Consider the following 23,719-nt stretch of genomic DNA (forward strand, 5'->3'; position numbering starts at 1 on the left):
GTATAAAATAGCCACCCAACTCACTCAGCCAGCAGCATGCTCAACGCCGACACCGAAATCGTCAATCTCAAACGGGAAGTCATCGGCATTCTGGTTCCGGAAGGCCAGAAAGTCCGCTTACCGTCCGGTACCCAGTGCGGCATTACGCAGGCCTTGGGCGGTTCCTTCACGATTTATATCGAGGGCCGTTTGTTCCGCATCAATGGTGAAGACGCCGATGCACTGGGCAAACCACAACCACCCAAAATCAGCCTGCCCGAGAATGCCAGCGATGCCGAAGTTCAGGACATCGTGTGGCAGCAACTGCGCACCTGCTACGACCCGGAAATCCCCATCGACATCGTTGAGCTGGGCCTGGTCTACGAATGCGAGGTGGAAGCGCTGGGCGCCGAATCACGCAAGGCCATGGTGCGCATGACCCTGACCGCGCCCGGTTGCGGCATGGGTGACGTGCTGGTTGCCGACGTGCGGCACAAGCTCGAACAGATCCCGACCATCGACGAGACGGATGTCGAACTGGTGTTCGACCCGCCGTGGAATCAGTCGATGATGAGCGAAGCGGCGCGCTTGCAAACCGGGATGTACTACTAGCCTCGCTGCTTATTGGGCACTAAGCCTTGGCTTTGCGGGCGCGCTTGACCGCGGCCGCGGTGCGCAGCTCATTGCGGTAGTGCCACATCAGGTTGGCCAGAAGACGGATGCGCGTTTCCACCGGCAAACCCTGACCGATGCGAATCAGCTGCCGATAGTAATAGCCCTGAGCCCCCATCACATAGGTCATCTGGATGGCTTTTAGCGGGCTGAACGGGCTGAAGAAACCCTGCCGCTGCATGAGCTGCTGCTCGGGCGCCGGCAGCTGATCCAGGCTGCCATCGAGCAAGGGTTTGACGAAGTCATTGGCCACGCAAAACGGCCGCCCCAGCCCGATCATCTGACACACCCCGGATTCGATGGCCTGCTCCATCGTGGCCCGTGTGCGAAAGCCGCCAGTCACCATCAGCGGCATCTGGGCCAGCTCACGCACCTCCTCGGCATAGCGCAGAAAATACGCTTCGCGCTGGCTGGTCCGCTCCAGCTGTGCCTGATCCACATTCTTGTGCGTGGTCACCCCGAGCAGCCGCGGTTGCTCATAGTTGCCACCGGAAATCTCCAGCAGATCAATGCCCTCGTCGTTGAGCATGGCGATCACCGCCTGGCTGTCTTCGGGGCCGAAACCACCGCGCTGAAAATCGGCCGAATTGAGCTTGACCGACAATGCAAAACCGCTGCTCACGGTCTTGCGTATGGCGCGCACGGTTTCAATCAGGAAGCGCGCACGATTTTCGATGCTGCCACCCCAGCGGTCGCTGCGTCGATTGGCCAGCGGCGACAGGAACGAACTCAGCAGGTAGCCGTGTGCAGCATGCACCTGGGCACCTTTGAAGCCGGCCTGTTCCGCCCAGCGCGCAGCGCGCGCCCAGCGCTGGATGAAGTCCAGAATCTCGTGTTCTTCCAGCGCCCGCGGGGTCGCGATCTGGCCCATCATCTGCACCGGCACCGCCGACGGCCCCATTGGTTCGTTGGTCACATAGCGGAACGACTGGCGACCGGCATGCGAAATCTGCATCCACAGCTGGCTGCCCTGTGCATTGACGCCATCGGCCCAGGCCTTGAGCTGATCCAGGCCTGATTCGTCCTCCAGCACCACGTTGCCCGGCCGCTCCAGCACACGGTGATCAATCTGCACGTTGCCGCTGAGCAGCACGGCGGCGCCACTTTGCGCCCACCAGCCATACAGCCGTTGCAGCTCGGGTGTTGCATGCTGCTGCGCATCGGCCAGCCCCTCGGTCATGGCGGCCTTGACGATGCGGTTGGCTACGCTCAGCCCGCAGGGCAAGGTCAAAGGGGTGGCCAGAATGCTCATGGGTGACTCCTTGGGGATTCGTGTGATGAGCCAATTCTGCGACAATTTGCGGATGTCTGATACACACACCCAAGGCATCCGGATTGTGGTCGCACCGGAATATTTGCCGCAGCAGTCCGACCCTGACAGCCAGCGCTACCTGTTCGCCTACCACATTGAAATCCACAATGAAGGCGAGCATACGGTGCAGTTGCTCGACCGCCACTGGCGCATCACCAACGGCCGTGGCGAGGTCGAACTGGTCAACGGCGAAGGTGTGGTCGGCCTGCAACCGGTGATCCATCCGCAGGAAAGTTTTCGCTACAGCTCGGGCTGCCCGCTGGACACCCCGGTGGGCACCATGGAAGGCCACTACACCATGCAGCGCAGCGACGGCGAGCGTTTCGATGCCGCCATTGGGGTGTTCCGGCTGGTCTTGCCGGGCAGCCTGCACTAGCGCCGGCCCCTACTCTGGAGTGACACCATGAACACACAACAAGACGCCATTGAAGCAGCCGCCTTTCGCCGCCTGCTCAAGCACCTGGATGAACGCAAGGATGTGCAGAACATCGACCTCATGAATCTGGCCGGTTTCTGCCGCAACTGTCTATCACGCTGGTATGCCGAAGAGGCCGCGCAGCGTGGTGTCGAGATCGACAAGGACAGCGCAAGAGCGCACATTTACGGCATGCCATATGACGCGTGGAAGGCCAACTACCAGAAATAAACGGCCACCACAGACCATCACATCAGGGGGAGATGATGAAAAAACTACCGCTCACAGATGCGGCCTGGCTGATGCTGGAAAACCGCGAGCGGCCGATGCACGTTGGCGGCTTGCAGCTGTTCGAATACCCGGCCGATGCACCGGCGGATTTTCTCAACGGGATCGCCGAAGAGTTTCGTGCGGGCACGCTGGTCAAGAAACCGTTCAATCAGCGCCTGCGCAATCCGTACAGCCGCACCGGCAGCTTTCAATGGATTGAAGACGCCCAGTTCGACCTGGACTACCACTTCCGCCACTCCGCGCTACCCAATCCAGGGCGCGTACGTGAGCTGCTGATCCTGGTCTCGCGGCTGCACAGCACCCTGCTCGACCGACATCGCCCACTGTGGGAGTCGCATCTGATCGAAGGGCTGGAAGGCAACCGTTTCGCCATTTACACCAAGATTCACCATTCGGTCGTGGACGGCGTGGCGGCCATGAACCTGGCCATGAACTCGTTCACCAACGACCCCAGCATCCGCGACCTGCCGCCGCCCTGGGCCCGCAGCCGCAAGGATCTGCGCATCAGCCGCGAATTCAGCACGCGCGATGCACTGGATGCCAGTATTCAGCATGCCGGCTCACGCGCACGCGGCATCACCGGCGTGGTCAAAGCCCTGCGCGATCAATACAAGCAGGCCAAGATTCACGAATCCGAAGTCGTGCCCTATCAGGCGCCGCCGTCGATACTCAATCAGGCTATTACCGGCTCGCGCCGCTTCTCCGCGCAGTCGTTCCCGCTGGCCCGCATCAAAGCCGTGGCCAAAGCGCTGGACGGCACGCTCAACGACGTGGTCATGGCCATGTGCGCCAGCGCACTGCGCACCTACCTGATCAGCCAGCACGCCCTGCCGGACAAGCCGCTGATTTCCATCGTGCCGGTTTCTGTGCGCCCCAAGGGCGAGGAGAGCACCGGCAACGCCATCGGTTTTCTGCTCTGCAACCTGGCCACCAACCTGGGTGACCCGGCCGACCGCTTCACCCGCATCCAGGATTCCATGCGTCGTGGCAAGGCTCGCCTGTCACAACTCAGCCGCGAGCAGATCATCAACTACGCGCTAGCACTGACCAGCCCCATGGTGCTGGGGCAACTGGTGGGTATCAAGGGTGATCGACGGCCGATGTACAACATCACCATTTCCAACGTGCCAGGCCCGCGCGAAACCCTGTACTGGAATGGTTGCCGCATGACCGGCCTGTATCCGGCATCGCTGATGCTTGATGGCCAGGCGCTCAACATCACCATGGTGTCATACGCGGATTCGATGGAGTTCGGCATCACCGCCTGCCGCAAATCTCTGCCCAGCGCCCAGCGTCTGCTCGATTATCTCGAAGAAGCGCTGGATGAACTCGCCCAGATCGCCGGCCTCTAACGAGGCTATTTGTAGACCTACCGAGACCCTCGCCCATGCACCTTAAATCCTTGTGCATCGCCTTGCTGCTGCCGATGGCAGCGGCGGCCGCAGAGTCCGGCATCGTGCTGGACAATTTCGATCACAGCGTGCGTCCGCAGGACGATTTCTACCGTCACGTGAACGGCCAGTGGCTCAAGACCACAACGATTCCGGCAGACAAATCCAACTACAGCAGTTTCAGCGAGCTGAGCGACCGCACCGAAAAACAGTTGCTTGAAATTATCCGCGAAGCCGCTGCGCATGGCGGCGCAGGAGAAGCCCAGCAGGTCGGTGACCTGTATGCCAGCTTCATGGACGAAGCTGCTGTTCAGGACGCGGGCCTTGGGCCCCTGCAAGCTTATCTGTTCGAAATCGAAAAACTGAGCAGCCGCGAGCAGATTCCCACGCTGATGGGCACGTTGGAATGGATCGGTGCGGCCAGCCTGATCGAAACCGGCGTCTACGCCGACGCCAAAAACCCCGGCTTCAACACCGCTTATCTGGTTCAGGGGGGGCTGGGCTTGCCAGACCGTGAGTACTACCTCTCGGACAGTGACAAGTTCAAATCGGTGCGCAAAGCCTACGAGGACTACATCACACGTGTGCTCGGCCTGGCCGGCACGATTGAGGCCCGCAAGCATGCCCGCGCCATCCTTGCGTTGGAAACCCGCGTCGCCGAAAAGCACTGGACCAAAGTGGAAAACCGCGACGCGCAGAAAACCTACAACCGGCGCGATGTTGAAACCATCAACAGCAACACACCGGGCTTTGATCTGGCGGCATGGCTGGCCACCTTCGGGGTCAAAGACCTGGAAACCGTGGTCATCCAGCAGCCCAGCTACTTTGAGGCGCTGGGCTCACTGATCGACAGCGCCAGCCTGGAAACCTGGCGCGAGTACTTTCGTCTGCGCCTGATTGATGCCTACGCGCCATTTCTTAGCGAAGACTTTGTTGCCGCCCACTTCCAGCTGCACGGCCGCACCATACTGGGCATCGACAGCAACAAGCCGCGCTGGAAACGCGGGGTCGATCTGGTCGAAGACAAACTCGGGGAAGCCCTGGGCAAAATCTACGTCGAGAAGCACTTCCCGGCCCGCGCCAAAGTGCGCATGGGTGAGATGGTCGACAACCTGATCGAGGCTTATCGTCAGAGCATCAACCAGCTTGAGTGGATGGGTGAAGACACCCGCCAGCAGGCGCTCGACAAGCTCGACAGCTTCACCCCGAAAATTGGTTATCCGGATCGCTGGCGCGACTATTCCGCACTAACCATCGAGGCCGACGATCTGGTCGGCAACGTGATCCGCGCCAATCTGTTCACCAACCAGTACTACGTCAACAAGCTGGGCAAGCCGGTCGATCCAACCGAATGGTTTATGACCCCGCAGACGGTCAACGCCTACTACAACCCGGTGGCCAACGAGATCGTTTTTCCCGCCGCCATTTTGCAGCCGCCGTTCTTTAATCTGGAGGCGGACGATGCGGTCAATTACGGCGGCATTGGCGCGGTGATCGGTCACGAAATTGGCCACGGCTTCGACGATCAGGGCAGTCGATTCGATGGCCAGGGGCGCCTGCGTAACTGGTGGACCGACGAAGACCGCAACAACTTCGAGGCCCGCACGCATCAGCTGATCACCCAGTACAACGCCTATTCACCACTGCCGGGCTACACCGTCAACGGCGAGCTGACCATCGGCGAGAACATCGGTGATCTGGGCGGCCTGTCGATTGCGGCCAAGGCCTATCATTTGTCGCTCAAAGGCAAGCCTGCACCGGTGCTGGATGGTTACAGTGGCGACCAGCGGCTGCTCATTGGCTGGGCCCAGATCTGGCGTCGCCTGTATCGCGAGGATGCGCTGATCAACCGCCTCAAAACCGACCCGCACTCGCCGGGCGAGTACCGCTGCAATGGCATTGTCTCCAATGTGCCCGAGTTCTACCAGGCCTTCGAGGTCAAACCTGGCGACGCCATGTACCTGCCGCCGGACAAGCGGGTTCAGATCTGGTAGCTAAAACGGGCTAGCGCTTGCGGCACAGCGTCAGCCCGTCGGCAATCGGCACCAGGCTGAGTTCGATGCGTTTGTCTGCAGCAACATGCAGATTGAACGCGCGGATAGCCTTGGTGCCGTTTTCCTGATCCTGCGGGTCGATCACCCGCCCAGACCACAAGGTGTTGTCCACGGCAATCAATCCGCCAGGACGTAGTAGCTGCAGGCAGGCTTCGTAGTAGTCGATGTAGCCGCGCTTGTCGGCATCGATGAAAGCGAAATCGTAGGTCTCGGCCTCACCGGCATCCAGCCTTTGCGTCAGCGTCTCAAGCGCTGGCGCGATCTGCAGATCAATCTTGTGGTCCACGCCGGCGCGCTGCCAGTAACGCCGCGCGATATCGGTCCAGTCCTGACGAATATCACAGGCCAGCAGATAACCGTCGTCGGGCAGGGCCTGCGCCACACTCAAACTGCTGTAGCCGGTAAACACGCCGACCTCGATGCAGCGCCGGAAACCACCAACCCGAACCAGCAAGGCCATCAGCTGGCCCTGCTCCGGAGCAATCTGCATCCGGGCCATCGGATTGCTGGCCGTTTCAGCGCGTAAATCGCGCAAGACCTCGTGGTCGCGCAAACTCACCGACAGCAAATAGTCATAGAGTCCCTGGGACAGGGAAAAACTGCGATTGGTCATAGGTCACACCACGGCAAAGTGTCTGTGCAAGTTTAAGACCGTCGTACCCAGATGAGCCAAATTCCGCGTAGAATAAGGCCGTGGGGAAGTCACTGGACCATCTTGGCGTGTTGAAATCTGTACTCAATAGCTCCTATATTCCGAGCGCGGAAGGGGCACGACAGCGGATAAGATTCCTCGATGCCCAGATTCATGTTTTTCAAAGCAATTCACCAAATTCTTAACCGGGAGCTTCAACATGGGTAAACAAGGACTGATTGCCGGAACGGCTCTTGCACTGGCGGTAGGCGGTCAAGCCTTCGCACAGGACAGCGAGGACCGAGCCACATACATCACCATTCTGGGCACCTATTCCCAGATCGACGAGGACCGCAGTGCCCTGGGCAACATCGATGATGCGATGGGTGTTCAGTTCATTATCGGTCAGCAGCGCGCCAGCGGCCTGGGCTTCGAAGCCACGCTGTTCGGTGACGTCATCGAAACCGGTTCCGGCAACGGCACCGACTACTACCGTCCGGGCCTGGGTCTGGACCTGTTCTATGCCTTTGGCGATCGCAAGGGTTTCACCCCGTTCGTTCTGGTCGGCGCGGGTGGCACCTACAACGACGTGTTCCCGGATAGCGAAGACGACTACGACTGGTACGGCAACGCCGGCCTCGGTCTGGTCACCGGCCCGCTGAACAAGTACGACCTCAAGCTACGTGCTGAAGTGCGTTACATCTACGACAACTTCCAGGATGGCTACGACGACTACCGCGCCGGCCTGGGTCTGGAAATCCCGCTGTACGGCGAGCCGAAGACCATCGAGAAGATCGTTGAGAAGGTCAAAGTTGTTGAAGTTGCAGGCGAAGGCCTGGGCGATGCAGACGGCGACGGCATTGTTGACGGCAAAGACCAGTGCCCCAACACGCCAGCCGGCACCCGTGTTGATGGCGACGGCTGCCCGCTGGGTGACGTGGTTGCCTTGAACGGCGTGACCTTCGAAACCGATTCCAACCGCCTGCGTCCGGACGCGGTCACCATTCTCGACGAAGTCGCTGAAGTGCTGAACCGTTACCCGGAAATGCTGGTGGAAGTGGCCGGTCACACCGACAGCGTGGGCGCTGACGCCTACAACCAGCAGCTCTCCCAGCGTCGTGCCGAAGCTGTGGTTGAGTACCTGGTGGGTAAAGGTATCGCCGCAGACCGCATGACCGCTATGGGTTATGGCGAGTCCGAGCCGGTTGACAGCAACGACACCAAGGACGGCCGCGAGCGCAACCGTCGCGTGGAACTGCGCATCAAAAACTAAAGCGTCGTTCTGACACACAAAAAACCCCGGCATTGCCGGGGTTTTTTTATGCCCGAAGTACAGGCTCAGATTTTGAGCAGGCGGCGTTGCTAAGCTAACCCCATGCCCAGTGATTTGACTCTCACCGCCAGCGAAACTCAGGCCCGCGCCCTGCGCCGCAGCCACAATCTGCGTGCCCGCGATCACGGCGCCACAGTGTGGCTCGCTCCACAGATTCTGAGCCTGGATCAATATCTAAGACAGCGCTGGCTCGCCAGCTGGCCCGCTGAACAACTGCTCTCAGCCAGCCAGGAGCTGTGCCTTTGGCACGATGCCGTTGATGTCAGCCTGCGTGCAGATTCAACGCAAGAGGCGCCATTGATCGGTCAGCGAACACTGGCTCGCCAGTTCATGCAAACCGCACTGCTCGCCTCACGATGGAGCATAGACCCAACCCAGGGGCCGCTCTGGACAGCCGAACAGAAACTGTTCCGTGCGGCTTTTCTGTACGTTGAGGCGCAGCTCAAAGCGCGCAGCGCCATCAGTCTGCGTCAGCTACCTCAGGCCTTCATCGATGGACTGAACAACGCCACGATCGATGCACCACCGCAACTGGATTGGCGGCCACTCCCTGGCGTTCCACTGCCCTACCAGGGCCATGTGCTGCACGCCTTACGCGAGCGCGGCTGCACCATCCAAACAACGGCACCGCAAACCTCCGCCCCACCGGCGCTGCAATGCATGACCAGCGCGGATGATGAAGCCATGTGGCTGTCGCTGGGCCAGCGCCTGCTGCAACGCCTGGGTGATAATCCACAGCAGACATTGCTGGTCGCTGTTCCGCGACTGGACGATACGCTGCAACAGCGGATCAGCAGTGCGTGGCAGCAAATATTTGCCACTGAGATGCTGAGTGACGACTGCAGCGGCAACACACCACTGTGGGGCTTTCAGCGCAGCCCTTCGCTGGCGCAGCACCCAGCCGTCGATCTGGCACTGAAGATTCTTGAGCTGAAATCGCGCGATAACCGCTTCCAGACATTTTCCAACATGCTGCTCCATCCGTTGCTGTTCCGCGGACAGTGGCGCGACAACTGCGCCACGATGGAAGTGCGTCTGCGCAACCAGGGCACACGCCATGACATCGGCAACCTGTTGCGGCAATGCCCGGATGATGCCCCCGACGACTTGCGTGAACATCTGCAGCAATTGTACGAAGCGGTGCAGGCTGCGCCGGGCCGGGCCCGCGCACTCGACTGGCTGAGTCACTGGCGGCGCTGCTGGCTGGCTGTGGGCTACCACACCAGTGGTGCAGAGTGGCCGCTGCGCGAAGAATTCGACCAGGTCTTGCTGGAATTTGCCGGACTCGACGCCAGCCTGGGCGACATCAGCCAGAACGAGGCGACCGCCTGGTTAACCCAGATCTGCCAGCGTCAACGCTACCAACCCGAAGGTGCGCGTGATGCCCCCATCCAGGTGTGCGAGCTCAGCGACGCGTTAGACCAGGCACCAGATCATCTTTACATGGCTGATATGCATGCCCGCGCATGGCCACCGCCGGCACGCCCGGATCCTTTTCTCCGCCTCGAGGATCAGATCAGCGCCGGGCTGCCCATGGCCAGTGCCAATGGCCAGCTGCAGCATGCCCGAGACATCTGGCAAGCTTTGCTGAAACAGCATCCACACGCGCAGATCTGGTGCCCCTTAAGCAACAGCCAAGGCGCCGAATGCCATCCAAGCCCGCTGATCAGTGGCAGCTGGACAACAGCCGAGCGCCCCCGCCAGGGGGTCGAACGCAAAGCCGCTCAATGGCCGGAGAATGATCCTGCACCACCGCTGTCGAGCACGCGTCAGCGGGCGCAAACCGGTGCCGTCTCCATTGTTCAGGCTCAGGCCCATGGCGGGTTCTTTGCCTTTGCGCGCCATCGTCTGAAGCTACGCGCACTGGAGCGCCCCCTGGAAGGATTGTCTCCACTGGCGCAAGGCAACTGGATTCACCATGTGCTGCAAACGTTCTGGCAACAACACCGTTGCCAAAGTGCCTTGCTCGCCCTGGATGACACCGCGTTGCTGGCCGACCTGACCCCGCGCGTGGCAGCAGGCGCCTCAGACTTTGTTCCGCTCGGACGCTACGGCCGCCAACTTCAGGCCGCCGAATCGGACCGCGTGCTGCGTTGCTGCTTCAATTGGCTCACACACGAAAAACGCCGCCGCGATGACTTCGAGGTGATGTACTGCGAGGCAAGTCTGGACGATCGCATCGGGCCACTGGAATTCCGCATGCGTATCGATCGCATCGACCGTTGCCTCACGCCACATGGCCCTCGCTATCTGGTCATCGACTACAAGACCGGCGACGGTCTGGAAGAGCGCTTTTGGCGTACCCATCAATTCTATGAGCCGCAATTGCCACTGTATGCCACCAGCGACCGGCTGGTTGAACTGGATGTGCCGCACGTGGACGGCATCTGTTTCGCCCAGGTTGATGAAACCCACCCGGCCTTCATCGCCAGCCTGAACTGGCGTCGCAAACTGATCGAAGACGACACTAAAACCTTCCATGTCGATTGGGAGGACATTCTCCAAGACTGGCGCACGCGCCTGTCGGAACTGGTCGGCGCTTTCTGCACGGGCAGCGTGGAATACGACGCCAATCAGGATTATCGCCGTCGCTACCCGGTGGCCGATCTGCTGACGTTGATCGACCAGGCGAATGAGGATGACGACGCATGACGACACCGACGCCCGACGACCAGACGCGCCGGGACGCCTTGCGCCTGGATCACAGCGTGGTGCTGCGCGCACCCGCAGGCTCAGGAAAAACCGGACTTTTAATTCAGCGCATGCTGAGCGCCTTAGCGGTTGTCGATCAGCCAGAAAACGTGCTGGCCATCACCTTCACGCGTAAAGCGGCCGCTGAAATACAACATCGTCTGATTGAGGCGCTCAAGCTTGCTCGCAAGGACACGCCACCCGATGACACCTTTGCGGCCCAAACCTGGGCGCTTGCGCGTCAGGTCCGGGCGCGCGACCAGGCTCAGTCCTGGCACTTGATTGACAACCCCGCACGCATCAATGCCACCACCATTGATGCCCTCAACCGCGAGCTTGCCTCCAGCATGCCCGTACTCAGTGGGCTGGGTAGCGTACCCGAGCCACTGGAAGACGCCAGCGGCCTCTACCGCGAAGCCATCGCCAGTCTGTTTGCCCGGCTGGAGCAGCCCGGTACAGATGATGACGAGCGCAGGGCGCTGCAGCAGGTGCTCGCGCTCGGCCAGAACCGCCTGGACAAACTGCTTGATGGGCTTTCGAGCATGCTGGCAACACGCGAGCAATGGCTGCGCGCTTGCCTGAGCGCCCGCGGACAGGACCACGAAGTTGGCGAGCGCCTGATCCGTCAGCATGTGAACAGCATGCTGAAACAGGTCATGGACAGACTCCCCGACGCCCACTGCCGGCACGACTGGGTTGAAGCCCTGCGCAGCCTGGCTGCTGATGGCGCAGCGGGTCTTGAAATGGCCCTGGAACTGGATACCTGGCCAGCCGCCGACATGGCGCACCTGGCCCACTGGCAGTGGCTGAGCCGGACCCTGCTCACCACCACCGGGACCTGGCGCAGCCCGCGTGGCATGAATGTCAAAGGCGGTTTTATCAAAGGCCACCCAGCCACCGCGCAGGCCAAACAGCTGATCGAAAACTTCGCCGCTTATGGCGACACCACCGCCACGGCCCTACACAATCTGTCCAGCTTGCCGGATGGTTACCCGCAGGCGCTGAGCGAGACAGCGGCCGCCCTTAACCGCGTTCTGCTCCAGTTGTGTGGAGAGTTGCGCCTGATCTTTGCCAATCGGCAAAAGGCTGACTATGCCGAACTGGCGATCGCGGCTTTGGATGCCTTGGCTGACACCCGTAGCGGTGTCGCGGAACGTCAGCATGCACGCATTCAGCATTTGCTGGTCGACGAAATGCAGGACACCAGCGATGCTCAACATCAACTGCTGATCCAGCTGGTCTCTGATTGGGCCCCAGGCGATGGACGCAGCCTGTTCCTGGTGGGCGACCCGCAGCAATCGATTTATCTGTTCCGGCAGGCCCGTGTTGAGCTGTTTCAGCAGGTATTCGAGCGGGCTCGGCTGGGTCCGGTTGAGCTGACAGCACTGCAGCTCAGCAGCAATTTCCGAAGCCGGCCGGCGTTGGTGCAATGGTGCAACACCCATATGCACGCCTTGTTCACGCAGCGAAGCAGCCCGGTCAGCTTCGCCAGTTCAATGGCCCAGCGCAGTGCAGGCGGGGACGGCGTCGAGGTGGTGACCACCCAGACTGCGGATGAAGAAGCGCATTGCGCCGCGCAATGCATCGCGGCCAGCCTTGCGCAAGACAGCACACGCACTATCGGCGTGTTGGCACGCAGCCGGGCGCATTTTCAGCCCTTGATACAGGCCCTCTCCGAGCGCGGAATAGCCTACTGTGGCCAGGACCTCGACCCTCTCGCGCACACCCCGGTTGCACGCGATTACCTGGCCTGTGTTCAGGCCCTTCGCCACCCTGCAGATGACCTGGCCTGGGCCCGCTTGCTACGCAGTCCGGGTATTGGCCTCAGCTGGGCCACGTTGGATTCGCTTGCCGCGGAGTTTGCGCAAATGTCCTGGTCTCAGCGCGCACGGCGCGCAGATGAACCTCGCCTGGCACGCTTGCAAACCTGCCTGCACAGCGTGGAGCAACGCCCTGGTCTGAAAGACAACCTGCCGCTGGCCGCCAGCTGGCTGCACCGCCAACTGGGCATGCGCGACGATCTTACCGGACCTGAAACTGCGGACCTGCTGCGCCTGGAAACGCTGCTGCGCAGCCACTGCCCGAATGGCAGCCTGGAGGATGAGCACGCCTTTCAGGCTGCCGTGCAACGTTTGTTCAGCCAGGCTCCGCCGGCTCGTGTGGAGCTGATGACCGTTCATCGCTCCAAAGGCCTGGAGTTCGATCACGTCGTGTTGTTTGGATGCAACGCCGGGTTGCGTCGCGCCGACTCGCCGCTGCTGCGTTATGAGCAACGCGAGGCTGATTGGTTACTGGCACCACGACCACGCGAGTCGCTGAGCCAGGACACCCCCGCCACACGGGTTTACAAGCTGCTCAATGCTCAGGCGCAAGCTGATGATGCCGCAGAGGCGCTGCGACTTTTCTATGTCGCCTGCACGCGCGCGCGCGAGCGCCTGGATATCACCCTGAATACCAGCCAACGTGGTGACAAGCGCAACTTCGCAGCCCTGCTCGCGGACAGTGGTGAGACGCTGGAGCTCAAAGGTAAACGGCAAGAGCGCGAAGTGCTGTGGCGCCCTGTGATACACCCACGACTACCGCCCGAGCGTTGCCAGCCGCAACAACCAAGGCAGTTGCCACACCGGCAGCTCAGCCAAACCGCCAGCCCCAGCCGGCTCGCCAGCGTGCAGCGCGATCGTGTGGCTGCAGGCCTGGATTGGTCCCGTTTGCGTGCCAGTCTGATCGGCACCTTGGTGCATGAGTGTCTGGAACGCATCGCCCAGTTGCCCACGTTGCCTGACGCGGAGCAACTCGAGCGTTGGCGCGGCCCGCTGCGCGCGGGTTTGAGTCGCCGCGGCTTACCCGACAGTTACCTCGACGAAGCCTGCGATCACATCATTGAGCTGACCTTGCGTGCCCTGAACGGCTGGGGCAGCTGGTTACTCGCACCGCGCAGTTGGGCCCGGGACGAATTGGCCCTGGCCGGGTGGCAGAGCGATGAATGGGTCAGCGCCATCATTGACCGTTGCTTTGAAGATGATCAGCAACGCTGTTGGGTGGTGGATTACAAAACCAACGCAGCACCGTCGCAACAGGTCAGTGCCTGGCTACAGGAGCAATGCCAGCATTACGATCAGCAACTCGCGCGCTACGTCGCGCTAATGGGCGCGCTACGCCCTCAAAACCGGGCCATTGGCGCGCTCTATTTCATCGCCTGCGATGCACTGATGATACGAACCCAGCACGGCTGGCAGCAGGTCTTTACGCACGACGAAATCAGCGCATTGACGGCACCGGCAGATTGACCCGGCCCGGAGCAGCGGCGATCATCCCGGCCCCATATTCGTCCGGTAGGCCCCATGGCCGGCAAACCTGTCATTGAAGCCGAATTCGGCCCTCGTTTTCCTCGTCGCGGTAACGCGTTCTCCCGTGCATTCGGCCGTGTGCTGATGCGGTTGCTCGGCTGGCGCATCGTTGGATCACCACCCAATGAGCCCAAGCTGATGGTGGTTGCCATTCCGCACACATCCAACTGGGATGGGGTCATCCTGCTGCTGGCCATGCTCGCAGCCGGCCTGGATTTACGCTGGGTTGGCAAACACACACTGTTTCGCGGGTACACCGGCAAGCTGCTGCGCTGGGCCGGTGGCGTTTCGGTCAATCGCGCCAAGGCCCAAGATTTCGTCGGCAGCGTTGCACAAACCTACCGAGACAGCGACAGCCTGGCCTTGATCATCGCCCCTGAGGGCACGCGCAAACCCACCGCGCGCTGGAAAACCGGTTTTCATCGCATTGCCCAGCAAGCCGGCGTACCGATCGTGATCGGCTACATGGACTACGCACGCAAAACGGTGGGCTTCGGGCCGGGCATGGATGCGTCCGAAGACTTCGATGACTATGTCGCTCAGATGGCTCATTTCATTCGTGACGTGCGGCCTCGCCATCCGCAGAACTTCATCCTGCCGCAGCGCGAAAACGAGCCATCGGAGCAACGCTAAGGGCTTCGTTTTCAACGCAGGTGATTTCTCAGCTTATGCAGCTAAACGCCGGGAAATGAATAGGAAATCCCAGTCATGCACAGGGCCTGTGGATAACTCTGTGAATAGTGCCCACCTGAGCACACAAAAGCACACAACCACGGCCATTTTTGCGTTGCTGATCAATTCGTAACCAATTTGACTTGTTACTGAAAAAACAGTCACTTACGATTAGGCGGCTGGTCAGGACTGGGTCTTGACAGAGGATTTTCTACGTGATTGGACAAAAGCCAATTTTGTGCATAACAACAAAGCCTGACGCGCCGTGGTTTTGCCTGTAAATGCACCAACATGGGCCGCAGATTTTTCGCGCAGCGCACTGCGTGAGTGCTGCGTCCTGTGCGTGGGTGGCTTCGACCCCAGCGGCGGTGCCGGCATACTCGCTGATGCGCGCATGCTGAACGCGCTCGGCGGCCATGCCTGCGCGCTGGTCACGCTGAACACCAGTCAGGGTCGCGCCAGCTGGCGCAGCGCATCAGCCCAGCCGGTCGCACTGCTGCGCGAGCAGTGGCAAGGCCTGGCCGACAGTCTACCCATCCATGCGATCAAGATCGGCGCCGTGGCCAATGCCGAGCAGATCGCCTGGTTGACCGAGCTGATCACGGATCTCAAGGTGCCGGTGGTGTTGGACCCGGTCCTGACCAGCAGCAGCGGCGGCCACCTGTCCGCTGCGCAAGACCTGATGGCCCTGCTTGACCATTGCACAGTGATCACCCCCAATCGTGCCGAAGCCGAAACGCTGCTAGGCCCCACGAATCCGCACGATGCCCCCTGCGCGGTGCTGATCACCGGCAGCGACGCCGCGCAGCAGACCGGGCAAACCACAGCGCTCCATCAGCTGTATGCACAGGGCCAGCTGAGCCGCTGGGAGAGCCCTGTATTGCCCGGGCGCTATCGCGGCAGCGGCTGCATGCTGGCCAGCGCAATCGCCGGTTTTCTGGGGTGTGGTCTTACGCTTGAAGATGCGGTGGGCCACGGCCTGGCCGCAGTCCAACCCATGCTGCAACACGCCTGGCGGTTTGAAGACGGAGTGCACCTGCCCCGAGCGCCACAATGACGCTTCGCGGTGTGTATTTGCTGGCCGACGAGTCAGTCATGCCGTTCGCCCAATGGGCCGAGCATCTGGTGCCGTGTCTGAGCGCTGGCGTGGTGCTGGTCCAGTACCGGGCCAAGCAACAGGGCGCGGCAAGCCAACAGGCCCACGCCCGCTGCCTGCTCGAGTGGTGCCGCCAAGCCCGCGTGCCCATGCTGGTCAATGATGACGTGGCACTGGCGCAAAAGATCGGTGCCGACGGGGTCCATGTCGGTGCCAGCGATACCGCCGTGGCGCAGGCACGCGTGGCGCTGGGTGCGGATGCCTTGATCGGCAGTTCCTGCTACGACGATGTGGAACGCGCCCGCGCGATGCGCGACGCCGGTGCCAACTACGTGTCTTTCGGTCGTCTGTTCGGCTCACAAACCAAACCCGATGCGCCCCCGGCTGCGCTGCACACCCTGACCTTGGCGCAACAGACCTTGAACACCCGCATCTGTGCGATCGGCGGCATCCAGGCCGAAAACGCGCAAGCCGTGCTGCAAGCGGGCGCCGACCTGTTGTGCGCGGGCGGCGGCATCCTGCGCCAGCCCGATCCGCACGCAGCCACGCGCAAACTTGCGACAATAGCAGCGGCTGCCTTCGCGCAGCGCTCACTTCAGCCTTGATTGCCCAACCTATGAGCCACTCCGACCAACTCTTCGCCCGCGCCGCTGAACACATCCCTGGCGGCGTCAACTCGCCAGTTCGCGCCTTTGCCGGTGTCGGCGGTACGCCGCGCTTTATCCGCTCGGCCCAGGGTGCCTGGATCACCGATGAAGATGGCCAGCGCTACATCGACTACGTCGGCTCCTGGGGGCCGATGATCCTGGGACACCAGCACCCCAACGTTATCGCCGCACTGCAGGATCAGCTGACCCGTGGCGTCAGTTTTGGTGCGCCCACGGCCGGTGAGATCGAAATGGCTGAACTGGTGTGCGAGCTGTTGCCCGCCATGGACAGCGTGCGCATGGTCAACTCCGGCACCGAAGCCACCATGACGGCACTGCGTCTGGCGCGCGGCATCACCGGACGCGACGCCATCGTCAAGTTCGCTGGTTGTTATCACGGCCATGCCGACAGCCTGCTGGTCAATGCCGGGTCCGGCGCACTGACGCTGGGCGTGCCCAGTTCGCCGGGCGTGCCCGCAGACCTGGCCCAGCACACCCTGACCCTGGATTACAACGACAGCGCCGCTGTCGAGGCCCTGTTCGCCGAGCGCGGTCAGGACATCGCCGCGATCATCGTCGAGCCGGTTGCCGGCAACATGAACTGCGTGCTGCCGCAGCCCGGCTTTTTGCAAACCCTGCGCAAGGTCTGCGATGACTCCGGTGCGCTGCTCATTTTTGATGAAGTGATGACCGGTTTTCGGGTCGCGCTGGGCGGCGCGCAGGCGCACTTCGGGATCACCCCGGACCTGACCACGCTGGGCAAGATTATTGGTGGCGGGCTGCCGGTTGGCGCTCTGGGCGGCAAACGCGATTACATGAACGCGCTGGCGCCGGTGGGTTCGGTGTATCAGGCCGGCACCTTGTCCGGCAATCCGCTGGCCATGCAAGCCGGTCTGGCCACCCTGCACTATCTGCGTGAACATCAGCCGCATGCTGCACTGGCCGCCACCACCCAACGTCTGGTGGAAGGCATCGCTGCAGCGGCGGAAAAAACCGGCCTGAACTGTCCGGCGGTCAATGTTGGCGGGATGTTCGGGGTGTATCCCGGCCATGTCTCGGCTCCGACCAATCTGGACGAGGTCAAACGTGGCGACGTGGCGCTGTACCAGCGTTTCTTTCACGCCATGCTGGATCGCGGGGTGTACCTGGCACCATCGGCCTTCGAGGCCGGCTTTGTCTCGCTGGCGCACACGGACGCCGACATCGACGCCACGCTGGCTGCAGCAGCCGAAAGCTTCATGGCAATTCAGGCGTCATCCCCGGCATGAACCTGGAGGCGGCGCTTGAGGGCCCGCCATGGCTGATCTCAGCCCTGGGCTGGATTCAGGCACATCCGATCGAAGCCGCTCTGATCCTGGCGCTGGCGGCCGCTGTGGAAGGCTTGTTCCTGATCGGCATGCTGATCCCTGGCTCGCTGCTGATGTTCTCGGCCGGCGCCATTGCCGTCGCCGGCGAGATACCGCTGACCCCGGTCATGCTGGTTGCCGCCCTGGGCGCCTGGCTGGGTGATTGCTTCAGCTTTTATCTGGGCTGGCGCTATCGCCATCATCTGCCGGCCATTGCCGCCCGCTTGCGCGCCCCCGGCGCGATCGCCCGGGGCGAGCAATTCTTCGCCCGACACGGCGGGAAGAGCATCGTACTGGGGCGTTTGATCGGCCCTTTGCGCCCGTTGGTTCCGGCCATTGCCGGAGCCTCGGCCATGCGCCCCAGTCACTTCATGGCGATCGACCTGATCGCCGCACTGCTGTGGGCACCCGCTTACGCTCTGCCCGGTGTTTTGGTGGGCGCGACGATCAGTCTGGCCGCCGAGGTGACCACTCGTCTGGGTCTACTGGCCGCTCTCATCTTCGGCTTGATCTGGCTGGTGTGGTGGCTGGTGACCCACATGGTGCGCCTGTTCCAGAATCATGCCGAGCCGTGGCTGTTGCAGGCCATGGACTGGTCACACAAACACCGTCGCCTGCAACGCCTGGGGCCGGCGCTGGCCGATCCAGCACAGCCGGAAACCCCGGTGCTGCTGATCAGCCTGGCCGTACTGGGTAGCCTGACCTGGCTAAGCGGCGCCGTATGGTGGGGCGGGCTGGCCCATCCCGCACCGCCACTGGTTGACGATCTGGCGTATGACACACTCGCCGCGCTGCTGACCAGTTCGGTTCATCCTCTCGCCATCCATCTCAATGCCATCGCCAGCCAGCAAGTCACCTTGCTGGTCGGCGTTGGCATGCTGCTGCTGTTCGCCAGCCAGCGACAGGCCCGGCTTGCCGCGCACTGGTCTGCCGGTTTGCTTGGCGGCGGCCTGCTCGGATTGGCCTTGCCCGGCAGCGCCGGGCAACTGATCGGACCAGATACCTTGCTGAGTCCACCCACGCTGACGGCGGCAAGCCTGAGCGTATGGTTCAGTCTGGCCGGCTTGCTCACCACACGGCGTGGTTCCGGCGTCCGTATCAGCCTGTACCTCGCGGTCGGCTTCATCTGTGGCTTGATGCTTCTGGCGCGCCTGATGCTAGGACAGATCAGTTTCAGTCAATCCCTGCTCAGCGTTTTGATGTGTTTGTCCTGGGCCAGCCTGCTAACCCTGGGCTACCGTCGCCACCTGCGTGGCTCACGACCACCACCATTGAGCCCCACATTAGCCCTGGCCAGCCTGCTGTTGGTTGTTGGCGTCATTCTGGTACGTCCGCCCGCAGGCATGCCGCCGCATCTGAGCTGGGATGACCCAGAGCGCTCGCCAAGCCGCATCAATCTGATGTGGCAAGGTCCTTTGCCGCAGATTCGAGAAAGCCTGAGCACCAATGGCTGGAACGCTGAAGTCACCACACCCGCAAAGCTTTATATCAATTGGCTGCTGCCCGATTCCGCCACACGTCCGCCGGCGCCGCAATGGCTGGCAGGCCAGCGCCCTGCCCTGCGCTACATCCGCCAACTCGATAGCGGTGAGACGCTGATTGTGCGTCTTTGGCCAGATGGGGAGGACCGCTGGCTCGGCCAAGTGGGCCAGCTTTCGATGCGCCACTGGGCCGGCTTACTACACGTGCCAGTCACCGACCAGGAACCTCAAGCGGCGGCCTGGCTGGCGCAAAATCTAGCTGCTGAGTGGCGCGTCCACACCACGCAACGTCAGGTTCCGTTGTACCGACTCCAACCGCGCGCTGGCGAAAAGCTGAAATAGCCGCACACAGTGCGTAAACTGCCCGCTTTTCCGCCACAACATAAGCATGAGCGCGCAAGGGACTTCAACCGGCTTTATTGGCCGCATGCGGGCGCAGATCAACCGGGGTGATTCCTGGCTGACCTACGATCTGGCCAACCTGCTGCCGGGCGAAAAAATCGACGAAGACGCCCTCGAAGATTTCGAGGACCTTCTGATCCAGGCGGATCTGGGCATCGAGGCTGCTAGTGAGGTCTGCGAGAAACTCCGTGGCGGGATCAACAGTGGCCGCATCAAGCGCCCGGATCAGCTGCGCAAGGCGCTGCATGCCAGTCTGGTTGAACTGCTTTCGCCCAGCAGCATCCCTCTGGAGATTCCCGAATTCATTCGCCCCTTCGTGATCATGGCGGTGGGCGTCAACGGGGTGGGTAAGACCACGACCATGGGCAAGATTGGCGCGCGCCTGAAACAACAGGGCTTGTCGGTCATGTTTGCAGCTGGCGACACCTACCGTGCCGGTGCCGTGGCGCAACTCGAAACCTGGGCCGAGAAAGTCGATATTCCCATCGTCGGACAAGGCCAAAACGCCGATCCGGCTTCGGTTATTTTCGACGCATACAGTGCCGCCAAGGCCCGCAACGTCGACGTACTGATCGCCGACACAGCCGGCCGCCTGCACACCCAGGGCGGGCTGATGGAGGAGTTGCGCAAGATCAAGCGCGTGATGCAGAAGCACGACCAGTTCGCGCCGCATGAGTTGATGATCGTGGTTGATGCCACCGCCGGTCACAATGCGCTCAAACAAGCTCTGGAATTCCATGAGGCCGTCGGCCTGACCGGCATCACCCTGACCAAGCTGGACGGTACCGCCAAGGGTGGCGCCATCTTCGCCATCGCCAAACGCCTGGCTCTGCCCATCCGCTTCGTCGGTGTGGGCGAACAAGCCGAAGATCTGGGTGTGTTTGACGCCAACGAATTCGTCAGCGCGCTGCTCGGCGACACGGGCGACTGAACATGCTGGAACTGCAGGGCGTCAGCAAACAGTACCCCGACGGTCAGGTCGCGTTGGACAGCATCGACCTGAGTCTGGGCGAGGGCGAGATGGCTTTTCTGACCGGGCACTCCGGCGCGGGCAAAAGCACCCTGCTGAAACTGATCGCCCTGATCGAGCGTCCCAGCCAGGGACGCATCATCGTCAACGGCACCGACATCGGGCGTCTGCCGCGCGGCCACATCCCCTACTACCGTCAGAACATCGGCCTGATTTTTCAGAACGTGCAGCTGCTGCACGATCGCAGCGTGTTCGATAACGTGGCCCTGCCCTTGCTGATTCAGGGTTTCAGCCCGCGCGATCTGGGCAACCGGGTGCGTGCGGCGCTCGACACCGTCGGTCTGCTGGGCATGGAAGGCAAGGCCCCGGTGCAACTGTCCGGCGGTGAACAGCAACGTGTCGGTATCGCCCGCGCCCTGGTGGTGCGCCCGCGTCTGATTCTGGCGGATGAGCCGACCGGAAATCTGGACCCCGAGCTGTCCGAAGACATCATGGGCCTGTTCGGGCGCTTCAATGAACTTGGGGTCAGCCTGATGATCGCAACCCACGACATCGACCTGATCACCCGTCTCAACAAACGCCGCATCGTGCTGTCACGTGGTCTGCTTGAGGCCTCCGCATGAACACCGGACAAACCCTGAGTTTCAGTGGCTGGCTGCAGGCCCATGCACACGTCGCCAGAGACAGCCTGGCGCGGCTGCGGGTGAATGGTCTGTCCAGCCTGCTGACCATCCTCATGATGGGGTGTGCCTTGTCGCTGCCCACCACCTTGTGGGTGCTCACCCAGAACGCCACGCTGGCCAGCCATGACTGGCAGCGCCAGTTCAGCCTGACGCTGTACCTTAGCCAGCGCATCAATGAACGGCAGGGGCAGCAGCTGCTGGCCGAACTCAAACGCGACCCGCTTGTCGAGCGCGGCGAGTACCTGTCGCCCAAGGCAACCCTGGCCGAATTTCGTGACTATTCCGGCTTCGGCCGTGCGCTGGATCTGCTTGAAGACAATCCGCTGCCAGCGGTCATCGTGCTGTGGCCCAAGCCCGGCACGGACGCAGCGCAACTGGATGCGTTTCTGGCCAAGCAGCATGCGCGCACCGAAATTGATCTGGCCCAGGCCGACTCGGACTGGCTGGAACGTCTGTCCGCCCTGCTCGAATTTGGCACCCGACTGGTCCAGATCATGGGTTTGATGCTGGGGCTGACAGTCATCCTGGTGGTGGCGAACACGATTCGCCTGAACATCGAAAGCCGACGCGAAGAGATCGTGGTGATGAAACTGATCGGCGCACCGGATGGTTTCATTCAACGTCCCTTCCTGTACTCCGGCACCCTGTACGGCTTACTCAGTGGTGTGATTGCCTGTCTCGGCGTTGCCCTGACACTGAACGCGCTGACCCCGCATCTGGACGCACTAGCCGCAAGCTATGGGCGGGCCATGGATCTGCAGGGCCTGGCTCTGGGTGACGGGATAAAACTGGTTGGTCTGGCCGCGCTGATGGGCTGGGTTGGTGCCTGGCAAAGCGTGTGGCGCAACCTGCGCCACATCGAGCCCGAGTAAGCCTGACAGTCCATGTTGTGCAAGGTTTTGAAACAGCCTCTGGCAAATTGGCAAAGTCGCGGTTATGCGGGAACTTATGCCGGCCCTGCATCTCTAAGCTTTCAGACTTAGCACTCATATGGTGTGAGTGCTAAACTGAGTGTGGAAGGCTCCACCAAGGGAGATAGTCAATGTCGAATGCACTGACCTTGAAACAAGACACTATGCAGCTTGTCCCGCTGACAGGCAGCCTCGATGCGTACATCGCATCGGTCAATCGCATTCCTGTGCTTGAAGCCGGCGAAGAACGCCAGCTCGCAGAGAAATTGCGCGACGAAGAAGACCTGGGCGCGGCCCAGCAGTTGATCATGTCCAACCTGCGTCATGTGGTACACATTGCGCGCGGGTACATGGGCTACGGTTTGCCGCTGGCTGACCTGATTCAGGAAGGCAATGTCGGCCTCATGAAGGCGGTCAAGCGGTTTGACCCGGAAGTGGGCGTGCGCCTGATTTCCTTCGCCGTGCACTGGATCAAGGCCGAGATTCACGAGTTCATCCTCAAGAACTGGCGTATCGTCAAAGTCGCCACGACCAAGTCGCAGCGTAAATTGTTCTTCAATCTGCGCAGCAAGAAAAAACGCCTGGGCTGGATGAACCAGGAAGAAGTCAACGCGGTCGCACGGGACCTGAACGTCAAGCCGGAAACCGTGCTGCAGATGGAACGCCGTTTATCCGGCCAGGACATCGACTTCTCCAGCACCGGCAGCTCGGACGATGACGACGGCTACTACGCGCCGGAAGAGTACCTGGCCAGCGATCAGGCCAACCCTGCTGAGCAACTGGAAGAAGCCGACTGGCATGACCGCCAGTTCAGCATTATCCAATCCACGCTCAATACTCTGGACGAGCGTAGCCGCGACATCCTGCAACAACGCTGGATGCAAGAGGATGGCCAGAAAACCGGCCTTCAGGAACTGGCCGATGTTTACGGGGTATCTGCCGAACGCATTCGGCAGATCGAGGCCGCCGCGCTGAAAAAACTGCGTAAAGCCATCGAAGCCTGAGATCGAAGCCAGCCCGGGTCAATGCACCCGGAACGCTGGCTTCACTCTTTTGGATCAGCAATCCTGACTTCAGGCCACGCTTCACCAAGCCTGACTGCATGTGCCTTCAAAGGCGCCTCGCTGCCCCATAGCGCGTGCGCCTCAAGATAAGTCAGGCCTCTCAGCGGGCCGCCTCTCAAGCAGCGCCCTCGCGACGCTTCAGCACCTAGCGATCTGAGTTCACTGATTCCCCGCTCAACGTCACACCTCAAGCGTGTATAACGGGCCTTAAGCCTAACCATCTCCCGGGCTCGCTGACGCTGCGATCCCGAGACTTTCACTGAGCCGGGCGCAGGCATAAAAAACCCCGGACCTGAAAACAGGACCGGGGTCGGTGTTAAAGCCTGGCGAT

The 23,719-nt window shown here is 61.5% G+C and carries 19 protein-coding genes; 17 read left to right on the forward strand and 2 right to left on the reverse strand.

Annotated elements, in window-relative coordinates; translation table 11 throughout:
* The first annotated feature begins 36 nt into the window (after positions 1-36).
* Positions 37-591: a putative Fe-S cluster assembly protein SufT gene (sufT, locus tag ATO7_RS10895; RefSeq protein WP_083561749.1), complete on the forward strand. Its 555-nt coding sequence runs from the start codon at positions 37-39 to the stop codon at positions 589-591.
* A 19-nt stretch (positions 592-610) separates the two neighbouring features.
* Here the strand turns inward: sufT and ATO7_RS10900 are convergent, their stop codons facing one another.
* Positions 611-1,903, reverse strand: a complete 1,293-nt coding sequence (locus tag ATO7_RS10900; RefSeq protein ID WP_083561750.1) for an NADH:flavin oxidoreductase/NADH oxidase family protein — start codon at positions 1,901-1,903, stop codon at positions 611-613.
* Between the two features lie 25 nt (positions 1,904-1,928).
* Between ATO7_RS10900 and apaG the strand changes: the two genes are divergently transcribed.
* The 4 genes from apaG to ATO7_RS10920 are packed head-to-tail and all read left to right on the forward strand — an operon-like array spanning position 1,929 to position 6,054.
* Complete coding sequence (gene apaG / locus ATO7_RS10905) at positions 1,929-2,339, forward strand: Co2+/Mg2+ efflux protein ApaG (RefSeq protein WP_240499461.1); 411 nt, start codon at positions 1,929-1,931, stop codon at positions 2,337-2,339.
* Between the two features lie 27 nt (positions 2,340-2,366).
* The gene (locus ATO7_RS10910; protein ID WP_083561751.1) at positions 2,367-2,609 is read left to right on the forward strand and encodes a DUF1244 domain-containing protein; all 243 of its coding nucleotides are present in this window, start codon (positions 2,367-2,369) and stop codon (positions 2,607-2,609) included.
* A gap of 35 nt (positions 2,610-2,644) precedes the next feature.
* On the forward strand, positions 2,645-4,021 hold the full coding sequence (locus tag ATO7_RS10915) for a WS/DGAT/MGAT family O-acyltransferase (protein ID WP_083561842.1): 1,377 nt from the start codon (positions 2,645-2,647) through the stop codon (positions 4,019-4,021).
* 35 nt (positions 4,022-4,056) lie between these two features.
* Positions 4,057-6,054 (forward strand): M13 family metallopeptidase, encoded by a 1,998-nt coding sequence (locus ATO7_RS10920; protein WP_083561752.1) that lies wholly within the window; start codon positions 4,057-4,059, stop codon positions 6,052-6,054.
* Between the two features lie 10 nt (positions 6,055-6,064).
* Here ATO7_RS10920 and ATO7_RS10925 read toward each other — a convergent pair whose 3' ends face one another.
* The gene (locus tag ATO7_RS10925) at positions 6,065-6,727 is read right to left on the reverse strand and encodes a class I SAM-dependent methyltransferase (protein ID WP_083561753.1); all 663 of its coding nucleotides are present in this window, start codon (positions 6,725-6,727) and stop codon (positions 6,065-6,067) included.
* Positions 6,728-6,965: 238 nt separating this feature from the next.
* On the opposite strand from ATO7_RS10925, the gene ATO7_RS17030 reads away from it, so the two are divergent.
* The 12 genes from ATO7_RS17030 to rpoH all read left to right on the forward strand — a co-directional run bounded on the left by ATO7_RS17030 (position 6,966) and on the right by rpoH (position 23,328).
* Positions 6,966-8,018 (forward strand): OmpA family protein, encoded by a 1,053-nt coding sequence (locus tag ATO7_RS17030; RefSeq protein WP_083561754.1) that lies wholly within the window; start codon positions 6,966-6,968, stop codon positions 8,016-8,018.
* A 102-nt stretch (positions 8,019-8,120) separates the two neighbouring features.
* On the forward strand, positions 8,121-10,730 hold the full coding sequence (locus ATO7_RS10935) for a PD-(D/E)XK nuclease family protein (RefSeq protein WP_083561755.1): 2,610 nt from the start codon (positions 8,121-8,123) through the stop codon (positions 10,728-10,730).
* Positions 10,727-14,056, forward strand: a complete 3,330-nt coding sequence (locus tag ATO7_RS10940) for a UvrD-helicase domain-containing protein (protein WP_083561756.1) — start codon at positions 10,727-10,729, stop codon at positions 14,054-14,056. The genes ATO7_RS10935 and ATO7_RS10940 overlap by 4 nt, the downstream gene beginning before the upstream one ends.
* Positions 14,057-14,110: 54 nt before the next feature.
* A complete protein-coding gene (locus tag ATO7_RS10945; protein WP_083561757.1) occupies positions 14,111-14,749 on the forward strand; it encodes a 1-acyl-sn-glycerol-3-phosphate acyltransferase in 639 nt (212 codons plus the stop codon).
* A 304-nt stretch (positions 14,750-15,053) separates the two neighbouring features.
* Positions 15,054-15,845 (forward strand): bifunctional hydroxymethylpyrimidine kinase/phosphomethylpyrimidine kinase, encoded by a 792-nt coding sequence (thiD, locus tag ATO7_RS10950; protein ID WP_083561758.1) that lies wholly within the window; start codon positions 15,054-15,056, stop codon positions 15,843-15,845.
* The gene (gene thiE, locus ATO7_RS10955) at positions 15,842-16,489 is read left to right on the forward strand and encodes a thiamine phosphate synthase (RefSeq protein ID WP_083561759.1); all 648 of its coding nucleotides are present in this window, start codon (positions 15,842-15,844) and stop codon (positions 16,487-16,489) included. Before thiD ends, thiE begins: the two co-directional genes overlap by 4 nt.
* Positions 16,490-16,500: 11 nt before the next feature.
* Entirely contained in the window at positions 16,501-17,799 is a 1,299-nt protein-coding gene (hemL, locus tag ATO7_RS10960; protein ID WP_083561760.1) for a glutamate-1-semialdehyde 2,1-aminomutase, read from the forward strand.
* A complete protein-coding gene (locus ATO7_RS10965) occupies positions 17,796-19,700 on the forward strand; it encodes a DedA family protein (RefSeq protein WP_083561761.1) in 1,905 nt (634 codons plus the stop codon). The genes hemL and ATO7_RS10965 overlap by 4 nt, the downstream gene beginning before the upstream one ends.
* A 46-nt stretch (positions 19,701-19,746) precedes the next feature.
* Positions 19,747-20,691: a signal recognition particle-docking protein FtsY gene (gene ftsY / locus ATO7_RS10970; RefSeq protein WP_083561762.1), complete on the forward strand. Its 945-nt coding sequence runs from the start codon at positions 19,747-19,749 to the stop codon at positions 20,689-20,691.
* 2 nt (positions 20,692-20,693) lie between these two features.
* Positions 20,694-21,353 (forward strand): cell division ATP-binding protein FtsE, encoded by a 660-nt coding sequence (locus ATO7_RS10975; RefSeq protein ID WP_083561763.1) that lies wholly within the window; start codon positions 20,694-20,696, stop codon positions 21,351-21,353.
* Positions 21,350-22,285, forward strand: a complete 936-nt coding sequence (gene ftsX / locus ATO7_RS10980) for a permease-like cell division protein FtsX (protein WP_083561764.1) — start codon at positions 21,350-21,352, stop codon at positions 22,283-22,285. Before ATO7_RS10975 ends, ftsX begins: the two co-directional genes overlap by 4 nt.
* Before the next feature lie 170 nt (positions 22,286-22,455).
* Positions 22,456-23,328, forward strand: coding sequence for an RNA polymerase sigma factor RpoH (rpoH, locus tag ATO7_RS10985; RefSeq protein WP_083561765.1), 873 nt, complete (start codon positions 22,456-22,458; stop codon positions 23,326-23,328).
* Positions 23,329-23,719: the final 391 nt, after the last annotated feature.

Source organism: Oceanococcus atlanticus, assembly GCF_002088235.1.
Lineage (GTDB): Bacteria > Pseudomonadota > Gammaproteobacteria > Nevskiales > Oceanococcaceae > Oceanococcus > Oceanococcus atlanticus.

Bases quoted from the DNA above. Each gene is read 5' to 3' on its own strand.
- ATO7_RS10965 (WP_083561761.1), top strand. From the start codon at position 17,796: ATGAACCTGGAGGCGGCGCTTGAGGGCCCGCCATGGCTGATCTCAGCC.
- ATO7_RS10975 (WP_083561763.1), top strand. From the start codon at position 20,694: ATGCTGGAACTGCAGGGCGTCAGCAAACAGTACCCCGACGGTCAGGTC.
- rpoH (WP_083561765.1), top strand. From the start codon at position 22,456: ATGTCGAATGCACTGACCTTGAAACAAGACACTATGCAGCTTGTCCCG.
- ATO7_RS10935 (WP_083561755.1), top strand. From the start codon at position 8,121: ATGCCCAGTGATTTGACTCTCACCGCCAGCGAAACTCAGGCCCGCGCC.
- sufT (WP_083561749.1), top strand. From the start codon at position 37: ATGCTCAACGCCGACACCGAAATCGTCAATCTCAAACGGGAAGTCATC.
- ATO7_RS10920 (WP_083561752.1), top strand. From the start codon at position 4,057: ATGCACCTTAAATCCTTGTGCATCGCCTTGCTGCTGCCGATGGCAGCG.
- ATO7_RS10925 (WP_083561753.1), bottom strand. From the start codon at position 6,727: ATGACCAATCGCAGTTTTTCCCTGTCCCAGGGACTCTATGACTATTTG.
- ftsX (WP_083561764.1), top strand. From the start codon at position 21,350: ATGAACACCGGACAAACCCTGAGTTTCAGTGGCTGGCTGCAGGCCCAT.
- apaG (WP_240499461.1), top strand. From the start codon at position 1,929: ATGAGCCAATTCTGCGACAATTTGCGGATGTCTGATACACACACCCAA.
- ATO7_RS10910 (WP_083561751.1), top strand. From the start codon at position 2,367: ATGAACACACAACAAGACGCCATTGAAGCAGCCGCCTTTCGCCGCCTG.
- ATO7_RS10940 (WP_083561756.1), top strand. From the start codon at position 10,727: ATGACGACACCGACGCCCGACGACCAGACGCGCCGGGACGCCTTGCGC.
- thiE (WP_083561759.1), top strand. From the start codon at position 15,842: ATGACGCTTCGCGGTGTGTATTTGCTGGCCGACGAGTCAGTCATGCCG.
- ftsY (WP_083561762.1), top strand. From the start codon at position 19,747: ATGAGCGCGCAAGGGACTTCAACCGGCTTTATTGGCCGCATGCGGGCG.
- ATO7_RS10915 (WP_083561842.1), top strand. From the start codon at position 2,645: ATGAAAAAACTACCGCTCACAGATGCGGCCTGGCTGATGCTGGAAAAC.
- hemL (WP_083561760.1), top strand. From the start codon at position 16,501: ATGAGCCACTCCGACCAACTCTTCGCCCGCGCCGCTGAACACATCCCT.
- ATO7_RS17030 (WP_083561754.1), top strand. From the start codon at position 6,966: ATGGGTAAACAAGGACTGATTGCCGGAACGGCTCTTGCACTGGCGGTA.
- ATO7_RS10945 (WP_083561757.1), top strand. From the start codon at position 14,111: ATGGCCGGCAAACCTGTCATTGAAGCCGAATTCGGCCCTCGTTTTCCT.
- ATO7_RS10900 (WP_083561750.1), bottom strand. From the start codon at position 1,903: ATGAGCATTCTGGCCACCCCTTTGACCTTGCCCTGCGGGCTGAGCGTA.